This is a genomic window from Actinoplanes sp. DH11 (genome assembly GCF_020873875.1).
In the GTDB taxonomy this organism is placed as follows: domain Bacteria; phylum Actinomycetota; class Actinomycetes; order Mycobacteriales; family Micromonosporaceae; genus Actinoplanes.
The window spans coordinates 22,205-36,071 of record NZ_JAHWGU010000027.1 but is presented as its reverse complement, the minus strand read 5'-3'; the positions used below and the strand labels follow the sequence as shown (position 1 = coordinate 36,071).

Annotated in this window: 11 protein-coding genes; 2 read left to right on the top strand and 9 right to left on the bottom strand. The window is 71.0% G+C overall.

The window, feature by feature from the left end; genetic code table 11:
• Positions 1-12 precede the first annotated feature (12 nt).
• Genes LPA41_RS31300 through LPA41_RS31275 form a run of 6 tightly spaced genes read right to left on the bottom strand, consistent with a single transcriptional unit; the run spans position 13 to position 6,082 of the window.
• Entirely contained in the window at positions 13-1,185 is a 1,173-nt protein-coding gene (locus tag LPA41_RS31300) for a glycosyl hydrolase (RefSeq protein WP_229074641.1), read from the bottom strand.
• 24 nt (positions 1,186-1,209) lie between these two features.
• Positions 1,210-2,085 (bottom strand): carbohydrate ABC transporter permease, encoded by an 876-nt coding sequence (locus LPA41_RS31295; protein WP_229074640.1) that lies wholly within the window; start codon positions 2,083-2,085, stop codon positions 1,210-1,212.
• Entirely contained in the window at positions 2,082-2,975 is an 894-nt protein-coding gene (locus LPA41_RS31290) for a carbohydrate ABC transporter permease (protein WP_229074639.1), read from the bottom strand. The genes LPA41_RS31295 and LPA41_RS31290 overlap by 4 nt, the downstream gene beginning before the upstream one ends.
• Entirely contained in the window at positions 2,975-4,399 is a 1,425-nt protein-coding gene (gene ngcE / locus LPA41_RS31285) for an N-acetylglucosamine/diacetylchitobiose ABC transporter substrate-binding protein (protein ID WP_255690749.1), read from the bottom strand. The genes LPA41_RS31290 and ngcE overlap by 1 nt, the downstream gene beginning before the upstream one ends.
• Before the next feature lie 16 nt (positions 4,400-4,415).
• The gene (locus LPA41_RS31280) at positions 4,416-5,168 is read right to left on the bottom strand and encodes a sugar isomerase domain-containing protein (protein WP_229074637.1); all 753 of its coding nucleotides are present in this window, start codon (positions 5,166-5,168) and stop codon (positions 4,416-4,418) included.
• Positions 5,165-6,082 (bottom strand): MurR/RpiR family transcriptional regulator, encoded by a 918-nt coding sequence (locus tag LPA41_RS31275; protein ID WP_229074636.1) that lies wholly within the window; start codon positions 6,080-6,082, stop codon positions 5,165-5,167. The genes LPA41_RS31280 and LPA41_RS31275 overlap by 4 nt, the downstream gene beginning before the upstream one ends.
• Before the next feature lie 98 nt (positions 6,083-6,180).
• Between LPA41_RS31275 and LPA41_RS31270 the strand changes: the two genes are divergently transcribed.
• On the top strand, positions 6,181-7,134 hold the full coding sequence (locus LPA41_RS31270; protein WP_229074635.1) for an N-acetylglucosamine kinase: 954 nt from the start codon (positions 6,181-6,183) through the stop codon (positions 7,132-7,134).
• Positions 7,135-7,177: 43 nt separating this feature from the next.
• A complete protein-coding gene (locus tag LPA41_RS31265) occupies positions 7,178-8,041 on the top strand; it encodes an alpha/beta fold hydrolase (protein WP_374238231.1) in 864 nt (287 codons plus the stop codon).
• 6 nt (positions 8,042-8,047) lie between these two features.
• Here the strand turns inward: LPA41_RS31265 and LPA41_RS31260 are convergent, their stop codons facing one another.
• From LPA41_RS31260 to LPA41_RS31250, 3 genes are read right to left on the bottom strand one after another with little or no spacing between them, the layout of a single operon-like run.
• The gene (locus LPA41_RS31260) at positions 8,048-8,887 is read right to left on the bottom strand and encodes a hypothetical protein (protein ID WP_229074633.1); all 840 of its coding nucleotides are present in this window, start codon (positions 8,885-8,887) and stop codon (positions 8,048-8,050) included.
• A 12-nt stretch (positions 8,888-8,899) separates the two neighbouring features.
• Positions 8,900-12,820 carry an FxSxx-COOH system tetratricopeptide repeat protein gene (gene fxsT, locus LPA41_RS31255; protein ID WP_229074632.1) on the bottom strand — a complete coding sequence of 1,307 codons (3,921 nt, stop codon included), beginning with the start codon at positions 12,818-12,820 and terminating at the stop codon, positions 8,900-8,902.
• A complete protein-coding gene (locus tag LPA41_RS31250; RefSeq protein WP_229074631.1) occupies positions 12,817-13,863 on the bottom strand; it encodes a hypothetical protein in 1,047 nt (348 codons plus the stop codon). The genes fxsT and LPA41_RS31250 overlap by 4 nt, the downstream gene beginning before the upstream one ends.
• Between the last annotated feature and the right edge of the window lie 4 nt (positions 13,864-13,867).

Sequence of the window (13,867 nt, the reverse complement as noted above, 5' to 3'; positions counted from 1 at the left end):
TCGTGCGGCCGGTCAGCAGCGGCCGAGATCCTGCCACTGCTCGGTCCAGCCGGGCTCGGAGCCCTGTGTCCACCAGCGCGCCTTCCACAGGTGCGCGCCCTGACCGGAGCCCGGCCCGGACGGGTTGCCGCTGGCGCTCTTCTCGTGCTTGACCACGCTGCCGCCCTGGTAGGCGGCACCGAACTGCCACTGCGGGGCGGTCGCGCAGTCACCGGCGGGCGGCTGGGACGGCGGCGGTGTCGACGGCGTGGGTGACGGCGGGGTCGGGTTCACGCATGGCCCGGAGGTCGCGACGGTGTCGGCGAATCTGGTGCCGGCCGACCGGTACGACCCGGTCCGCGCGTTCACCTGGGCCGGTGAGAGCACCTGGTTCTTGGCGAACAGTACCCAGTCCACCTGCTCGATGTAGGTGGACCGCCCGCCGGTGTGCGCGGCCAGGTCGATGAACCACAGGTTCCAGTTGATGGTCATGGTCTGGCGGGGGAAGAACTTGCCGCCGTGGTCGCCGACCTGCACGCCGTCGATCCAGTAGACGACGTGTCCGCCGGACACCTGTGCCACCAGGTCGTGCCACCCGTCCAGGCTGGAGCGTTGTGACGAGTGCAGGTTGTCGGCGTACCACGGGTCGGCGCGGTAGGTGTACCAGCTGGTCTGGTAGTTGATCGGCCCGGTTTCGCCCCAGCCGCCGTTCGGCAGGTACTCGGAGATGTCCAGTTCGCTGTAGGTGGGGTCGAGGTCACCGTTCAGCGGGCTGATGGTGAAGAAGGTCTGGTTGATGTGGTCGCCGTCGGGGCCGCTGACCGGTGCGTCGGTGAACCGGACCCGGCTGGCGTAGGTGCCCTCCAGGTAGCGCTTCTCGGTGGAGTAGAGCTCCGCGTGACTGGTGCCGGCCGCGGTGCCGTCGGTGGAGGCGGTCAGCTGCATGACCTGCTGGCCGCCGTCGGTGGGGAAGGTGACGGCGGACGGTGCCCAGGTGGCGCCGGGCACGCCGGGTCCGCCCTGGTAGCTGCGCGGCGTCCAGCCGTTGGCGGTCAGTGCCGGGTCGGCCGCCGAGGCGTAGTGGAAGTCGTCGAAGAGGTAGCCGCAGTCGGCGGCCGTGGCGCTGCCGGCGTTCGCTACGACAATGCCGAAAGCCGACAAAACGGACGCTAACAGGCCTGCGAAGAGGCGTCTTCCTACAGACATGGGGACTCCTGGTGGTAGCGGGGGTTACCGGACCGCGCCGGCGGTCATCCCGGCGCGGATGTGCCTCTGAAACGCGACGTAGGCGACGAGAACCGGCAGCATCGCGATGGTCATGCCGGCGAACAGGCCGCTCCAGTCGCTGCGGTACCCCTGACTGACCGACAGGGCGGCCAGACCCTGCGCCAGGACGTACCGGTCCGGGTCGGGGTTGAGAACCAGCGGGAGCAGGTACTGGTTCCAGAGCCCGAGGAAATTGAAGATGCCGACCGCGACCAGGCCGGGCCGGGCGAGCGGGAGCATGACGCGGGTGAACACCGCGCCGTGCGAGCAGCCGTCCAGGACCGCCGCCTCGGCGACCTCGGCGGGCAGGGTGCGGAAGAACGCGTGCAGGAAGAAGACGGTGAACGGTACGGCGTACGCGGTGTAGACCAGGATCAGTCCCGGGTACGTCCCGAGCAGTCCCAGCCGCTGCACCACGAAGAAGAGTGGCACCAGGGCCAGGAACACCGGGAAGAACATCGCCGCGACGAATGTGTAGTAGACGAGCCGGTTGCCGCGGAACGGATACCGCGCCAGGGCGTAGGCGACGAGCGAACCCAGCAACATGGTCAGCACCAGCGCGCCGCCCACGACGATCAGGCTGTTCCAGAAGTACCTGCCGATGCTCGCCGCCGTCCAGGCCCGCGCCCAATTCTCGAAGTGCGGGGTGTCCGGCGGCGCCCACGGCCGGTTCAGGATCTCGTCGTCGGTCTTCAGGGAACTGAGCACCGCCCAGATCAGCGGCAGCGCCGTCACCACCGCCCAGGCGAACATGGCCAGCTGCGGCAGCGGGTTGCGCCGGGGTCGTGGCGCCGCGACCTCGGCTGTCGGGGTGGCCGGCCGATCGAGCAGCGTCGTCATGCCATCTCCACAATCTCGTCCCGGCCCCGGCGCAGGGCCAGCACCGCGAAGGTCAGGGCCGCGAAGAAGAGCGCCACCCCCATCGCCGTGGCGTAACCGAACTTGCCGTAGGTGAACGCGGTCCGGTAGAGCGTCAGCCCGACCACCTCGGTCGCGCCGTCCGGGCCACCCGGGCCCACCGTCATGATCTGGACGAGCACGAACCCGTCGAGCGCCACGATTCCCAGGTAGACGAACGCGACCTGCACGCTCTCCCGGACCAGCGGCAGCGTGACACCGCGGAACGTCGCCCACCGGCCGGCGCCGTCCAGCACCGCCGCCTCGAACAGCTCCCGCGGGATCGCGTCGATGGCGGCCCGGAACAGCACCACGTAGAACCCGACCGACGACCACACCACCACCGCCATCACCGACGGCAGCGCCAGCGACGGCTCGGCGAGCCAGCTGCGGGCCAGGGCGTCCAGGCCGACCCCGCGCAACCCGGCGTTGAGCAGCCCGGTGTTCGGGTTGAGGACGAAACCCCAGAGCACCGCGATGATCACCAGGGAGAGCATCTGCGGGAAAAACCAGACGATCTGGTACGCGGCCGCGCCGCGCACCGGCCGCCGCCCGTGCAACAGGCTCGCCAGCAGCAGCGCGAGCCCGATCGTGACGGCCGGCACGACCAGCAGCATCACGGCGTTGTTGCGGACCGCGTCCAGGAACAGGCCGTCACCGCCGAGCCGGGCGAAGTTGTCCAGGCCCACGAAGTGCGCCTCGCCGGCCACCCCGGTCCAGTCGGTGAAGGCGAGGTAGAACGCCTGGGCGTACGGCGAGAGCACGAACACGACGTGCAGGACCAGCGCCGGCACGAGCGCGGCGAGCAGGAACCGCCACCGGCCGTGCCGCATCAGCGGGTGTACTTGACGACGGTGGAGTCCTTGGCCAGCGCGTCCGCCGCCTTCTGGATCCGGCTCGACCAGCCGGCCGCACTGATCCGGCGGTTCACCAGCTCACCCGTGGCGTCGTCGACGGCCTTGGCGAGCGGGGCGTACCACGTACGGAATCGGTAGTTGAAGGCGTTCGCCCCGGCGGCCTCGACCGCGTCCCGCACCGATCCCAGCCCGCTGGAGAGCGTCAGCCCGTCGGTGGCGCCGGCCACCGCCGGCAGCGTCGAGTTGGCCTGCGCGAACGCCGACGCCGAGGCCTTGCCGAACAGGATCCGCAGGTACTCCAGGCCGCCCGCCACGTTCTGCGCCTTCGCCGGCACCAGGAAGGACTCGCTGCTGGCAGCCTGCACGGCGGTCGCCGGCAGGGCGTCGCCGGCGGTGCCCGGCACGGTGCCCATCACCATGTCGAAACCGGCCGGCGTGACCGATTTCTGCTCCGCCTCCAGCCAGGACCCGCACGGGATGAAGGCGGCCTGCCGGCGGCACCAGACGGCCTGGGCCTCGGTGTGCGACAGCGCCTCCGAGCCGGACATCAGGTAGCCCTTGCCGCTGAGCTCGGCGAACGCCTCCGCCGCCCGCAGCAGACCCGGCTGGTTCCAGGCGCCCGGCTCCAGATTGTCGACGGCCCGGACCAGATCCAGCCCGCCGGCCTTGGCGGCCATCGTGAGCAGCGGGTCATTGATGTACTCCGGGTACTTGCCCTGGTAGGTCCAGGGTGCGATGCCGGCCTTCTTGATCTGGTCGCAGAGCGTCAGCATGTCGGCCCAGGTCGCCGGATAGGTCCAGCCGCGCTCGGCGAACAGCGACTTCGAGTACCAGACGCCCCAAACCGTGTAGGTGAAGTTCAGCGACACCGTGCTGCCGGCGAACGTGCCGTCCTCGACCACCCCGGGCAGCAGGGTGTCGCGGACCTTCGTGCCGGGCTGATCGAAAGCGGGCGCGTCGAGCAGTTCCGACAGGTCCGTGACCTGCTTCGCCGACACCAGGGTGGCGATGTCCAGGCGACCGGCGCCGGTGTTGTCGACGACGTCCGGCGGGTTGCCCGCCACGAAACGGGGCTGCATCGCCTCGCCGACCTTCTGCAGGCCCTTGTGGTCGATCTCGGCTCCGGGGTAACGGGACCGGTAGACCTCCTCAGCCTTGACGGCGTACTCGTCGCCGTACCCTCCCTTGAAGACCACCACCTCGAGCGGTGCGTCGGCCTTGACCCCCAGCGGGTTGTCCGCGCTCTTCGCGCCCCCGCTGCCCGCGGCGGGTTTGTCGTCGCCACCGCCGGAAGAGGTCACGCAGGCGGAGAGCAGGGGCACACCGAGGGCGGCGGCTCCGGCCGTTGTCAGGAGGCTGCGTCTGCTGGGGTACCTTCGGTCAGGGGAAACAGGGTTCATCGCTGGGCTCTCTTCTCTATGCGGTGCGCCGGATGCGCCCGGCGTACCGCGCCTCGAGTTCCGCGTTGTGTTCCTTGCCGCCGGGCACGTTGTCCGACAGGTAGACCGGCGGCGTGATCCCGGCCGCGGTCAGGCGGGCCACCACCTCGACGACGAGCTGTTGCGCCAGCAGCGCCGCGGTGATCGACGAGACCGCGCCCACCGCGCCGCCACCGGGCAGGGTCAGCGTCGCGTCGCCGTACGGCGCTCCGTTGTCGAGCGTCACGTCCGCGATGTCGCCGAGCTTGCGCCCGCTCGGGTGCCGCGACGCCACGCCGGCCGAGTGCGCCGCCGACGTGATCGCGACGAGCGGGTGCCCGTGCTCCTTGACCAGCAGCGCCATCTCCACGACGGCGCCGTTGATGCCGGAGTTGGAGGCGATCACGAACGCGTCGTCGGGCTTGACGGGGGCGAGCTGGTAGAGGCGGTGCGCGATCCCGGTGTCCCGCTCCACGGCCGGGTCGGCGAGCGTCGCCAGCGGCTCACCGCCGTAGAGGACGATGTCGCGCAACGCGATCCGGTTCGTCGGGACCAGGCCACCGGCCCGCCCGGCGATCTCCATGGCGAGGGCCTCCGAGTGCCCGCACCCGAACGCCTGGATCACGCCGCCGGTGCTTATCGACGTGGTCAGCAGTTCCGCGGCCCGCTGCTTCTCGGCCCGCTGGCCGCGGCCGATCCGGCCCACCACCTCTTCGATCCTGGACAGGTAGTCCGCGCTGTTCACGCTCACGTTGTTCCTCTCTCCGGCCGCCGTCTGCGGGTCGGCGTCTTCTCCGGCAGCCGGTGCGCGTCCACGGCGCGGACCGTCAGCTCCAGGGCGTCCGCGGTGCGCTCGTAGGTCCGCTGCGCCACCGCCACGTAGATCAGGTCCAGGACCAGCAGCTGCGAGTGCAGGGCGGAGAGCGCGGCCAGCCGGAACGTCGTCTCCAGCACGCTCGTGGTGAACACGACGTCGGCGACCTCGGCCAGCGGCGACCTGTTGAAACTGGTCACCGCGACGGTGAGCGCGCCGTGATCGGCCGCCTCGGCGAGCGTCTCGATCACCTCGCGGGTGCGGCCCGAGTGCGACAGGCCGATCGCGACGTCGCCGGGCAGCAGCAGTGCCGCGTTGGTGAGCGCCGTGTGGCTGTCCTGCCGATGCCAGACCGGCACCCGGATCCGCTCCAGGCGGAACGCCATCTCCCGGGCCGCGGTGCCGCTGCTGCCCAATCCGAACAACTCGACCCGCTGCGCACCGGCGATGGCCGCGGCCACCCGCTCGACGTCCGGGATCCGCAGACCCGCCGCGGTGTCCTGGATGGCCCGGGTGTCCGCCGCGGCCACCACGTTGAGCACCTCGTCCAGCGGATCACCGGGGGAGATGTCGCCGCTGATGTCGGTCTCCCAGCGCGCCTGCTCGGCACGCCCGGTCTCGGTGGCCACAGCGACGCGCAGACTCGCATAGCCCTTGAAGCCCAGCGTGCGGCTGAACCGGGTGACCGTCGCCGTCGACGTCCCGGACCGCTCGGCCAGATCGACGATGCTGGCGTGGGCCGCCGTCTCCGGGTCGGCCAGGATCGTCTCCGCGATCCGGCTCAGCGCCTCTGGCAGGCGGGGCCCCTCGATACGCAGCCGGCCCAGTAGTCCGCCGCTCTCACCCGTCATCTGTGTGGACCTCATTTTCATCAGTTGCTGTTGTCGATGAAAATTACGACCGTCGACGTCTCTAGTCAACAACGAATTTCTGTGTTTCGATCTCTCGCATGGAGCTGGTGGTGGGTGTCGACGCAGGTGGCACCGCCTCGCACGCGGTCGTGGCAACGGTGGACGGCGAGATTGTGGGCCGCGGCCGGGCGGGCCCGGGCAACCCGCTGTCGGCGGGTCCGGCGGCGGTTCCGGCGCTGAGCGCGGCACTGCGATCGGCGGTGGCGACCGTCGATCCGGCGGCGGTCATCGGCGGGGTGCTCGGCTTGGCCGGTTCCTCGGCCTGTGACGGCGCTTTCGCGTCCGTGCTGGACGATGCTTGGTCCGCGGTGGGCCTGAGCTGCCCCTGGCGGGTCGTGGGTGACGCGGTCACCGCCTTCGCCGCCGGCACCTGTGCGCCGGACGGCGCGGTGCTCATCGCCGGAACGGGCGCGGTCGCGGCCCAACTTCACGATCGTGAGATCGTCCGGGTGAACGACGGCCGGGGCTGGCTGCTCGGCGACGAGGGATCGGGTCACTGGCTGGGGGTCAGTGCGCTGCGAGCCGCCGTCCGCGGCTGGCCTTCCCCGTTCGCCACGGCGGTCGCCGCGCAGACCGGCGCCACCGGCCGGGATCGGCTGATCGGCTGGGCGCAGGAGCTGCATCATGCCGAGATCGCGAGTCTGGCCCCACTCGTCTGCGCGATGGCCCGGGCCGGGGACCCGCACGCGACGGCGATCGTCGCCGACGCGGTCCGCCGCCTGACCGCCACCCTGGACGAACTCCGCCCGGACGGCCCCGTGGTGCTGGCCGGCAGCCTGCTCACCGCCGCCACCCCGGTACGCGACGGCCTGCTCGCCGGGCTCGGCGCCCGGAGCGTCCCCACACTGATCAGCCGCGATCCGGCCGCAGCCGCGGCCTGGTTGGCCCTGCCCACCCGGTCGCCGGTCACGCACGCCGCGTTGCTGGGGACCCCGGCTCCTCATGGGCGTTCATTCCCGCGCCGGCGGCACGGTGTCGATTATCATCGATGATGCGCGGGGCCTCCGCCGTGCTTCGGGGATGAGGGCTACCTTGGTGACGCGGTTTGAGGTGGGTGTCGGCGACCGGGTTCTCGCGGTCCAGGTGTCCGGCGCCGCGGACGGGAGACCGGTCTTCCTCCTGCACGGCACCCCCGGCTCGGGCTCCGGTCCGCGCCCCCGCAGCAGCGTGCTCTACCGGCAGGGCATCCGGTTGATCAGCTACGACCGCCCCGGTTACGGCGGCTCCACCCGCCTGCCCAACCGGCGCGTCGTCGATGCCGCCGCCGACGTCCGGGCCATCGCCGACGGGATGGACATCAAACGGTTCGCCCTGGTGGGCCGTTCCGGTGGTGGCCCGCACGCGCTCGCCTGCGCCGCCGTGCTGCCGCACCGCGTCGACCGGGCCGCAGTCCTGGTCGGGCTGGCGCCGTGGGACGCCGCCGACCTGAACTGGTACGAGGGCATGGCCGACCAGAACGCCAGCAAACACATCGCGGCCGACCAGGGCACCGTGGAGATGATGCACGACCTGCGGGCCCTGGCCGAGCAGACCGCCGCCGACCCGAAGAGCCTCCTCGAGGAGCTGCGGACCCAGATGTCCGCGCCGGACCTGCGGTTCATGCAGAGCGTGCTTTACCGCCGCCTGCTGGTGAAGAGCTACGCCGAGGCGCTGCGCGACGGGCCGTACGGATGGCTCGACGACATCCTGGCCTTCCGCCGCGACTGGGGGTTCGCGCTGGACACGATCGTGCCGCCGGTCCGGCTCTGGCACGGCGCGCATGACACGTTCTCGCCGGCCAGCCACAGTCGGTGGCTGGCTCAGCGGATTCCCCGCTCCGAGGTGCACGTGCAGCACGACGCGGCCCACTTCGGCGCCATGGAGGTGCTGCCGAGGATTCTCACCTGGCTGGCGGCCTGAGCCCGGTCACGGCTGGTCCGGGCGGCCGGGCAGGAGCCGTGCCGACGTGGCGAAGGCCTCGAGTTCGCCGCAGAGCTGCAGCAGGTGGTCGACGCTGTGCAGGTGGACGATGGCGGCGTCACGCAGGCGAGCCGCCCGGTTCGGGGTGGGCGCGCCCCGGCTCAGCTCCTGGTGCCCGATCGTCATGAGCTGCCGCTGATGCCGGAGCGCCGACTCCAGCTCGTTCCAGACCCGCTCGAACCGGGCCGACTCGGCGGTCGGCTCGCCATTGCGGACCCGCTCGCCGAGTAGTGCGCGCAGGTGGTTGCCGTCGATCCGCAGCGGTGTCACCACCCGCTCGTAGAACAGCCACTGCTGACTGTCCATGTGCGCCTGCAGGAGCTTGGCTGACTCCATGGCCCGGTCCGGGTCGGCCAGCCGGCCGTTCACCACCCGGGTCGCCTCCACGAAGCTGTTCGTCGAGGCGGTCACCTCCTGGACCAGCTCCTCGACGTAGTCGCTGGTGAGCCGGACGGAAGCGGTCAGCTGCTCCAGTGCGGTGTCGTACCGGGCCTCCAGCCGTGCTCGTTCCAGCTCTTTGACCTGGTAGTCGGCCAGCCTCGTGATGATCACCAGGGCGAGTGGCAGCGCGAACAGCCCGCAGATCAGCTCGGCGATGATGTTGGTCACGAATTGCAGGCCCGCCCACCGGTCCTGCAGGTCAGCGGTGACCGCCAGGACGACCGCGACAGTGCCGAGGCCCCACACCCAGTACGTGAACCGGCGCAGCACCGGCGGCGCGGTTCGCCAGGCCGAGGAGATCAGCCCCGGGATGGTGTTCTCCGTGTTGTTGTAGCTGTTTCGCATGAGCACCCGGTCCTAGAACTGATGCGGGTCGATGATCCGGTACAGGTACCGGCGCCGGTCCAGGCCACTCACGATCGGATGCGTGTCGCCGAGACGGAGGACCACCCGCTCCCGGAGGGCGGCGAGCCGCTCGTCCGCTGCCTCCAGGCCGAGCGCCTCCTCGATGAGGGCGAGATTGGCCTCGTGCCGGAAGGTGTTGGGATGGTCCGGCCCGAACACCCGGCGGATGTCGGCGGCCATGTCCAGCAGCATCGCGCGTGCCGCCTCCGGCCCCGCGCCGCCCTCGGCCGGCTCGGCCTCGCAGATCGCCAGGTTCATCCGCGCGGAAAGCGTGTACGGATGGTCCGGCCGCAGCACCTCGATCAGCTCCGGCACCGTCGGCCGGATCCACTCACGGGCCTTCGGCAGGTTGCCGAGCCGCCGTTCGGCGATGGCCAGGTCGTTGCGGCAGACCAGGGTGTACGGGTGCCGGTCGCCGAGTTCGCGGGTCCAGAAGGCGTGGATCTCCAGGAGTTCGGCCACCGCCTTGCTGCCCTCGTTGGCGCTGTGCAGGGTGAGCGCGCGGCTGAACCGGCAGCTCACCGTCTCCGGGTTCTCGTCACCGAAGAGCAGCAGCAGCCGGTCGTACGCCTCGTTGTGCAGTTGCAGGGCCTCCGGGATCCGCCCGATGCTGCGCAGCGACACGGCGTAGTTGGACTTGGTGGTGAGCGTGGATCGCGAGTCCGGGCCGCGAGTCTCCAGCAGGTCGTCGAGGGTCTGCTTGAGCAGGGCGGCGGAGCGGTCGAAGTCGCCGGCGTCGCGCCAGTCCCGGGCCAGGCAGGCAGCGGTGCCGAGGGTCCACAGGTTGGTCTCACCGTTCACCTCCCGGCGCCGTAGCCAGGCCTCCTCGTCGTGCTGCGCGGCCAGCTCGAACTGGCCCATCAGCCGGTACGAGACGGCGAGGTTGTTCTGCGCCGCCAGGGTGCGCGGGAAGTTGTCGCCGTACTGGTCCTGCCAGGCCCGGTAGGTGTTGACGTCGATGTCCAGTGCCTCCGGGTAACGCCCGAGGCCGCGCAGGTCGGCCGCGTAGCCGCCGCGGGTCATCAAGGTGTGCGGGTGGTCCCGGCCGAGCAGGCTCTCCTGATCGGCCAGCACCTGCTCGTCCACCTCCAGTGAGGCCTTGAACTCGCCGAGGTCTCGCAGCAGGTTCGCCAGGTTGAACCGCAGCTGCAGCAACTGCTGGCGCAGCACGCCCGCCTGCACCGGGTCGTCGATCCCGTCGAGTTGCTCCTGCCAGATCCGGGCGATCCGCTCGGCACGGACGCGGCCGGTGACCAGGTCGGCCTGCACGTAGTAGTACCGGATCCGGTCGATCAGCAGCTGGCGCACCGCCTCGTCGGTGCTGTTCACCGCGTCGGACGCGTCCAGGTGTGGCCAGATCATCCGGAACCGCGGCCAGTGCTCCGCGTCCTCCACCTCGCCCTCCGGTCGCGCCTTGGCGAGCACCTGATGCACCTGCCGCCGGGCCTCGGCCCGCTCCTCCTCGGTCATCCGGTCCCGGACCGCGTCCTGCACCACCTGGTGGATCAGGATCTGCCCGCTGCGGTCGCTGCTCCCCGGCGAGGTGGGCCGCTGGTCCAGCCGCAGCAGCGCCAGCCGGTTGATCTGCTGGACCAGCGAGCCGCGCAGCATCCGTTCGGAGACCGCCGGGTTGTGCGGCTTGAGGAACTCCGCCATCTGGTCGCTGTAGACCAGGTCGAGCGAGATCTCCGGCGCCAGCATGCTGCAGAGCTGGAAGAGCCGGTACGCCGCCCGGTCGCGCTCCTGCAGCCGTTTCAGCGACAGATCCCAGGTCCGCGCGATCGGCCGGCCCGCGGTGTCGACGAGCGCGACGCTCGGGCCCTCCGCCCGGATCTGCTCGAGGTACTGCTCGACCGGGATGTTCGACTCGTCGAGCAGCGCGGCTGCGGCGGCGATCGCGATCGGGAGGTCGTCGAGTTCCTCCGCGACCAGCCCGGCGTCGTGCTCCTCGATCCCGCGGACCCGCTGCATCAGGTGGTCGATGCTCTCCGCCCGGGTGAAGACGTCGACCTGCACCGGCTGGGTCTGGTCGCCCCAGGACATGTTCCGCGACGTGATGAGGACGTGCGCGGAACCGTGTGGCAGGTATTCGACGATCGCGTCCGGTTCCTCGGCGTTGTCGAGGATCAGCAGGTATCGCCGCTTGTCCCGGCCGAGCTCGTGCACCACCGCGCGGGCGAACTCCCGGCCGGACTGCTCGGACTGCAGATGCATCCGCCCGCCGAGCTCACGCAGGGCGTTCTGCAGGTTCTCCTCGCTGTCGGCCTTCAGCCACGCGACCACGTCGTACGCGGTGCGGTACCGGTGCGCGTACTCCAGGGCCATCTGGGTCTTGCCGACGCCGCCCATGCCCTGCAGGGCGACCGCCTGGGTGCCGAACAGCACCACCGCCGCCCCGGAGCGCAGCCGCCCGCGCAGGTCGCGTAGCCCGGTCTCGCGACCGGTGAATCGGGCGTTGCGGGCCGGCAGGTTGACCACCAGGTCCGGTTCCTCGCCGGGGTAGCGCGGCGCGCCGGCCAGCACGACGTCCAGGTCGCCGGCGGGCCGGCCGATCAGCTTCAGGATCTCCTCGGCCGCCGCGCCGCCACCGAGGCCGGCGATGAAGGCCGAGCTGGCGGTGGGGATGCTGCGCCACGGCGTGATGTCGGCCGTGTAGATCGCCCGCAGGCCCGGGTCCGGGGTGAACGGGCCCGGGGTACCGGTGAAGTAGTCGGTGCCCTCCGCCCTGGAGATGATCTTCAAGTGCTGGGCGCTGGGCAGCGGATCCTTCTCGCCGCCGGTGCCGTCCGGGGCGTATACCACCCGCATCCCGGCGGCGAGCAGCACGTGCTCCACCCACTCCAGCCAGACCTGGTCGGACCCGGACGCGGAGAGCTGCACGGCGTCGGCCTCGGAGAACGGCTTGCGCTCGAACCGCGTGATGATCTGCTGGCGGAGGCTCGCGTTCATCGACGGCAGGGCGGTGACCAGGCCTTCGGTGATGTGCGAGGCCAGGGACTCGTACGCGCTGAGCAGCGTGCCGCCGGCGCCCGGAGCATCGCCGAAGGTGGCCAGGGTCTCCTCGTACGCGTAGTACGCCTGGTACGGCACCTCGACGCCGTGCCAGTACGCCCGCCGCCGTGCCTCGTCCAGGCCGCGCGGCAGGTCGGCGAACTCCCGCTTCGCGACCGTCCGCCCGGTTTCCGCCTTGCGCTTCTCGGCCGGGTCGACCCGCATCGGCACCGGCAGCACCCGGATGTCGCGCGGGCTGGACAGCTGCCGCGCCATCCGGGCCGCGCCCTCGATGCCCTGGTCGCTGAAGGTGAAACAGTCGACCAGCACGTCCGGCAGGTGACCCGTGCAGATGCCGGCGATGTCGCTGTGCCCGGTCCGGCTGTCGATGAGGGTGAAGTCGTACCGGTCCTTCATATCGGCGCGCATCGCGTCGAAGAACAGACCACCGCCGCGTTCCTCGTAGAACTCGTCCCACTTGATCTGGCTGAGGCCGCCGTCGTACGCCGGGTTCTGCTGACCGGCAGAGAGGAAGTCGAGGGTGCCGCCGTCCGGGAAGTGGTCCCACTCCAGCGAGAAGGAGTGCTGCTGGACGCTGGCGTAACCGCCGAGCCGGGACGCGTCCCAGTCTTCCTCGGACGCGTCCCACTCGTACCGGTTGATCATGTCGACCACGCCGCCGGTGCTGGCCAGGAAACGCGGGTCCATGAACGGCGCGAAGTAGCGGTGCAGGCCGGGCGACTCCAGGTCCCAGTCGACGGCGAGGACTCGGTAGCCGTTCGCCGCCAGGATCCAGGCGACGTTGGCGAGCGCCATGGTCCGGCCGGTGCCGCCCTTGTACGAGTAGAACGTGACGACCCGTCCGTTGCGTCCCTTGCTCATGGCAAGTCCCCCCATGGTCCTCGAGAACGCCTGCTGCGAAGGAAGTTGCGGCGGGCCTTGGTGACCGCCTCGTCGATGGCCCGCTGGAACTCCCGGGCGTCCCGGGCGATCTGCACGCCGTTGCGCGTCATCGCCCGTGCCTGCGCGACCAGCTCGTGCGACCGGTCGTCGCAGTCCGGCCGGATCACCATCACCACCGTCATCCAGGACGGCATGTTGTGCAGCGTCCGCTCGGCGACCAGGCGGGCTGCCGGGTCGTCGAGCACCGCCGCGTCGAGCAGCAGCACGCCGGCCGAGTCGTGGAAGCCGTTGGCCGTCCCCGGCGCGGCCGGGCCGAGCACGATCTCGGGCAGCAGCGACAGCCGCTGGGCGGCGTCCCGGACCCGGTCGGTCACCCAGCCGGCGTCGGTGCCGAACGGCGACCAGTCGACGCCGTGCCCGTGCGGCCGGACCACGGTGATCAGGAACCGGGCGGTCGGCGACTGCCGGGCGGGCATCGGCAGCTCGGGCCGGGTCCGCAGCCAGTGCGGCACCTGGTCGGGATCCTCGGCGGCGGACACCAGGCGGTCGGCGAGCTCCTCGATTATCTGGCGCAGCTCCTCGGTGTACGCGCTGAGGCGGCAGATCGAGACCATGCCGTACTGGCTGTACTCCCGCACGGCCGTGCCCAGCGAGGTGGCCTGGGCGAGGCCGTTCACCCGGCGGGCCGGCAGGTGCGGCTCCCAGAGCACCGGATGCACGAACGGCGGCTCGGCCGGATCGCCGACGCGGTACAGCCGGTCGCCGAAGTCGGGTGGCGGTTCGTGCAGGAACTCGCGGCTGTAGAGCGGGATGAGCACGCGTACCCGGGGAAGGCCGACGTCCAGGGCCCGGCGGGCGTCGGCGGTGGTGGCGAAGTAGAGGGAGCCGCGGCGCAGGCCGTGCGGCGGGTCGGCGCGGCGCTGCACCTCCAGATCAAGCCGGTGGTAGAACCCTTCGACCCACTGGTTCGGGGTCGACGTGCGCGCATGGACCAGCGCGAAGTACAGGTCGGGCGCCGGCACGGTC